Source organism: Microbacterium sp. zg.Y909, assembly GCF_024626565.1.
Genome location: NZ_JANJFJ010000576.1, coordinates 1 through 1962 on the forward strand (window position 1 = coordinate 1; position 1962 = coordinate 1962).

The 1962-nt window shown below is 70.5% G+C and carries 1 protein-coding gene, 1 tRNA gene and 1 pseudogene; all 3 read right to left on the reverse strand.

The genetic code is table 11. From position 1 onward, the window contains the following. Nucleotides 1-100: pseudogene (locus NQ160_RS25035) on the reverse strand (VOC family protein); the annotation flags it as partial. Between the two features lie 105 nt (nt 101-205). Then, nucleotides 206-278: transfer RNA gene (locus NQ160_RS23025), tRNA-Lys, on the reverse strand. Between the two features lie 23 nt (nt 279-301). Next, the gene (locus tag NQ160_RS23030) at nt 302-1771 is read right to left on the reverse strand and encodes a serine/threonine-protein kinase (protein WP_257517341.1); all 1470 of its coding nucleotides are present in this window, start codon (nt 1769-1771) and stop codon (nt 302-304) included. Nucleotides 1772-1962: the final 191 nt, after the last annotated feature.

Here is a 1962-nt window from a genome sequence, read left to right on the forward strand (position 1 = left end):
TGTGATCGGACATGTCCGCATTGAGCGTCCAGCCGAGTGCCGTGTAGAAGTCGGTCGACCGCTGGACGCTCTCGACCGGGCAGGTGATGAAGAGGCTCATGCGGCAGACACTTTCAAAATCGAAGTGCTCTGTCAAGACCCCTCTGTGCGCGGCGATGCACGCGCCTGCCTCGGGAGGTTTGTGCGCACGATCATGCGAATGAAGTGGGCCCCGTGGGGCTCGAACCCACGACCCGCGGATTAAAAGTCCGATGCTCTACCGACTGAGCTAGAGGCCCTCGTGTTCCAGCCTAGTAGGCCGTCAGCGGTTCCCGTTTCCGTTCCCGTTGTTGTTGCCGGGTCCGCGGTTGCCGTTCCCGTTGCCGTTGTTGTTGCCCGGGCCCTTGTTCGGGTTCTCCGCACCGGGGCCGCCGGCGTTGCCAGGCTTCTCCGCCGGCGCGTCCACGGGCGTCACGACGATCGGTTCCGGCGCGGGCGCCTCGACCTCGTCAGTCACGACGGCCGGCGCCGGCTCCTCGGGCACCACCTCGGGCTCGGTCAACACAACCGGCGGCTCCACCGGGGCCGGTTCCTCCTGCACCACCGGGGCGGGGTCCTGAGAGACACTCGCGCCGATCACGGCGGAGAACGCCGACACCGACAGCACCGCCAGCACCCCGACCGTGGCGGCGGCGGCGTACACGCGGCGCGGGTACCGGGGAGCGGGGCGAACGACCGAGGTCAGCCCGGGAACCTCAGGAATCGTCGTGTCAGTGATACGGGCCGACACGGCCGTCGACGCCGACCGGGGCGCAGACACGGTAGGCATCTGCAGGGGAGCGGTCGCTGCGGCTGCAGCTGCAGCCGCGAGCGAGCGCCGCGTCATCGGGGCCGGGTGAGCCACCGGCGCCACCGGCGTCGCGGTGTCGTGGGCGATGGCATCCGGTACGGTCAGCCGCGCGGCCGCGACAGCCACCTCGAGGGCACTGGGGCGGTCCTCGGGGCGCATGGAGGTCATCGCCTGCAGCAGCTCGCGCCACGGGGCGGGCAGCGACGCGGGGATCGCGGGCGGGTCGATGAGGCGCGCGGTGATGGCTCCGATGCCCGAGGCGTCGCCGAACGGACGCCGCCCGGTGATGGCCTCGATGAGCAGGATGCCGAGGGCGTAGATGTCGGCGGCGGGGGTCGCCGCCGCTCCGCGCGCCTGCTCCGGCGCGAGGTAGGCGGCCGTGCCGATCACGAGCCCCGGGGCGGTGGCGCGGGTGGTGTTCTGCAGGTAGGCGATGCCGAAGTCGGCGACCTTCGCGCGCCAGCGTCCGTTCGCGAGCGGAGAGCGCCACAGCAGCACGTTCGAGGGCTTGATGTCGCGGTGCACGATGCCCGAGGCGTGGGCGACGTGCAGCCCTTCGGCGATGTCGAGCGCGATGCCCGCGAGCTCCCTGGCATCCATGTCGCCCTGCCTGAGGCGCTCGCTCAGCGTGAGCCCGGGCACGTACTCCATGACCAGGTAGTTCACGTCGTCGTCGGCGTGACCGATGCGGGCATCGAAGAGCGTGACGAGGCAGGGGTGGTTGAGAGAGGCGAGCAGCAGCATCTCGGCCCGCGCGCGATCCACTGATGCGAGGTCGTCGGCGTGAGGGTGCATGACCTTCACGGCGATCTGCCGCTGCAGGTGCAGGTCGTCGCCGCGGAACACCTTGCCGGCGCCCCCTGCGCCGATCAGCTCACGCAGCTGGTACCGGCGCTCCAGCACCGTGCCCTCGGCGATCTCGGTGACACGCGCGTCGATCATGGCCCTCCCAGCCGATCGGCAGCGGCCCAGCCCGCGCTCCGATCTTTGACGACGCTAACGAATGCGGCTTTTGCCCGTGAAAGCTTGACGAACCGCACGAAACGTGAGAAGGCCGCCGGCGCCATCGCAGCGCCGGCGGCCTCACCCCCAGACACGGACCCCCGCTTCACCCCCGCGGCCCGGGCGACTCA

Excerpts from the sequence above, each read along its gene's own strand:
- NQ160_RS23030 (WP_257517341.1), bottom strand. The coding sequence starts at position 1,771 with ATGATCGACGCGCGTGTCACCGAGATCGCCGAGGGCACGGTGCTGGAG.